The sequence below is a fragment of the Maribacter sp. genome (assembly GCF_049667165.1).
GTDB lineage: Bacteria > Bacteroidota > Bacteroidia > Flavobacteriales > Flavobacteriaceae > Maribacter_A.
Genome location: NZ_JBATHS010000132.1, coordinates 1 through 1,973, shown reverse-complemented (window position 1 = coordinate 1,973; position 1,973 = coordinate 1). Strand labels below are relative to the sequence as shown.

2 protein-coding genes are annotated in these 1,973 nt (G+C 42.9%); both read right to left on the bottom strand.

Translation table 11 applies throughout. The features are described from left to right. Nucleotides 1-369: 369 nt before the first annotated feature. Nucleotides 370-1,335 (bottom strand): YpdA family putative bacillithiol disulfide reductase, encoded by a 966-nt coding sequence (locus WBM98_RS06900; protein ID WP_424365290.1) that lies wholly within the window; start codon nucleotides 1,333-1,335, stop codon nucleotides 370-372. Next, on the bottom strand, nucleotides 1,335-1,973 hold a 639-nt coding region (gene rpe / locus WBM98_RS06895), incomplete at its 5' end, for a ribulose-phosphate 3-epimerase (protein ID WP_424365289.1). The genes rpe and WBM98_RS06900, both read right to left, overlap by 1 nt.

Genomic DNA, 1,973 nt, shown 5'->3' with positions numbered 1-1,973 from the left:
TTGTAGGGAAGGGCGCGAGCCAATCCCTCCCTCTAAGTGTTCGGTTACCAATCAAGGCGGAGCCTTGTAGGGAAGGGCGCGAGCCAATCCCTCCCTCTAAGTGTTCGGTTACCAATCAAGGCGGAGCCTTGTAGGGAAGGGCGTGCGCCAATCCCTCTATGTGTTCGGTTTCATAGGCGGAGCCTTGTAGGGAAGGGCGTGCGCCAATCCCTCTATGTGTTCGGTTTCATAGGCGGAGCCTTGTAGGGAAGGGCGCGAGCCAATCCCTCCCTCTATGTGTTCGGTTTCCAATCAAGGCGGAGCCTTATAGGGAAGGATGCGAGCCAATCCCAATCAACTAGATTTAAAGAATAAAATTGATGGCTATCTTTATTTTTTGGCTTTAATCGCATTGATGATCATGGGCGCATGTATTCGGGAGTTTTCGATAAACCATTTATGGGTTTCCATTCCACCGCATATAACACCAGCTAAATAGAGTCCCTCAATATTGGTCTCCATAGTATCTTGGTTATATTGCGGAAGTCTTTTTTCATCTTCCGATAATTGAATCCCTACTTTTTCAAGAAAGGTGAAATTAGGTCGATACCCAGTTAGGGCCAACACAAAATCATTTGGGATTTCAATAGTTCCCTGGGGTGTATGTACCTTTATTTTGTCTGGTAGTATTTCAGTGACATTTGAGTTAAAATAAGCTTTTATGCTTCCCTCTTCTATACGATTGATAATATCGGGTCGCACCCAGTATTTGACACGTTGTCCCACTTCAGGTTCACGGATGATAAGGGTCACTTCAGCTCCTTTGCGATAACATTCCAATGCTGCATCTATGGCGGAATTACTGCCCCCGATGACTGCCAATTTTTGACTGGCATAAAAATGAGGGTCTTTATAATAATGGGAAACCTTATCCAATTTTTCCCCGGGAATATTCAATAAATTGGGTATATCGTAGAACCCGGTGGCTATGATCACATTGGATGCATTGTATTTTTGCTTGTCCGTAACGATTACAAAACCGGTATCGACCTTATTGACAGTTTCGACCTGCTCAAAAAGATTGATTTTTAGTTCATTGCTGGTAACAATTCTTCGATAATATTCCAAAGCCTCATTTCGTTTCGGTTTGGCTTCGTTACTGATAAAAGGAATATGATCTATCTCCAACAAATCCGAAGAAGAGAAAAACTGCATATTTACGGGGTAGTTGAAGAGGGAATTTACAATAGTTCCCTTTTCTATGATGATATAACTTAGTCCGTTCTTTTTAGCCTCCAACCCACATGCTATTCCAATAGGCCCGCCTCCAACAATTATAATATCAAAATGCTCCATTAATCAACAAGTCCCTTTAATTCATGTATCGTTTGTGTTGGATTTTCACTTTTGAAGATAAAACTACCCGCAACCAAGACATCGGCCCCGGCATCTACCAGAGCTTTCGCGTTTTTAGAAGTAACACCTCCATCGATTTCAATTAACGTTTTGGCTCTTTTGCCATTGATCAACGCCTTGAGTGACCTGATTTTTTCGTAGGTGTTCCCAATAAAAGATTGTCCTCCAAACCCGGGATTAACGCTCATAAGGCATACCAGATCAATATCCTTAATGGTATCCTCCAATAAACTGATGTTCGTGTGTGGGTTGATTGCAACCCCAGCTTTCATTCCTTCTGCTTTTATAGCCTGTAGCGTGCGATGAAGATGGTTGCACGCCTCATAATGTACACTTAGCACACTGGCCCCTAAATCGGCAAAGGTTTTGATATACCTGTCTGGATCAATGATCATCAAATGTACATCAAGGGGTTTGGTGGCATACTTTTGAATGGCTTTGACCACAGGCATGCCATACGATATATTGGGAACAAAAACACCATCCATAATATCGATATGATGCCAATCGGCCTCACTTTGGTTTACCATTTCGACATCCCGTTGCAAATTGCCAAAATCGGCAGCGAGGAGTGAAGG

Bases quoted from the DNA above. Each gene is read 5' to 3' on its own strand.
- WBM98_RS06900 (WP_424365290.1), bottom strand. From the start codon at position 1,335: ATGGAGCATTTTGATATTATAATTGTTGGAGGCGGGCCTATTGGAATA.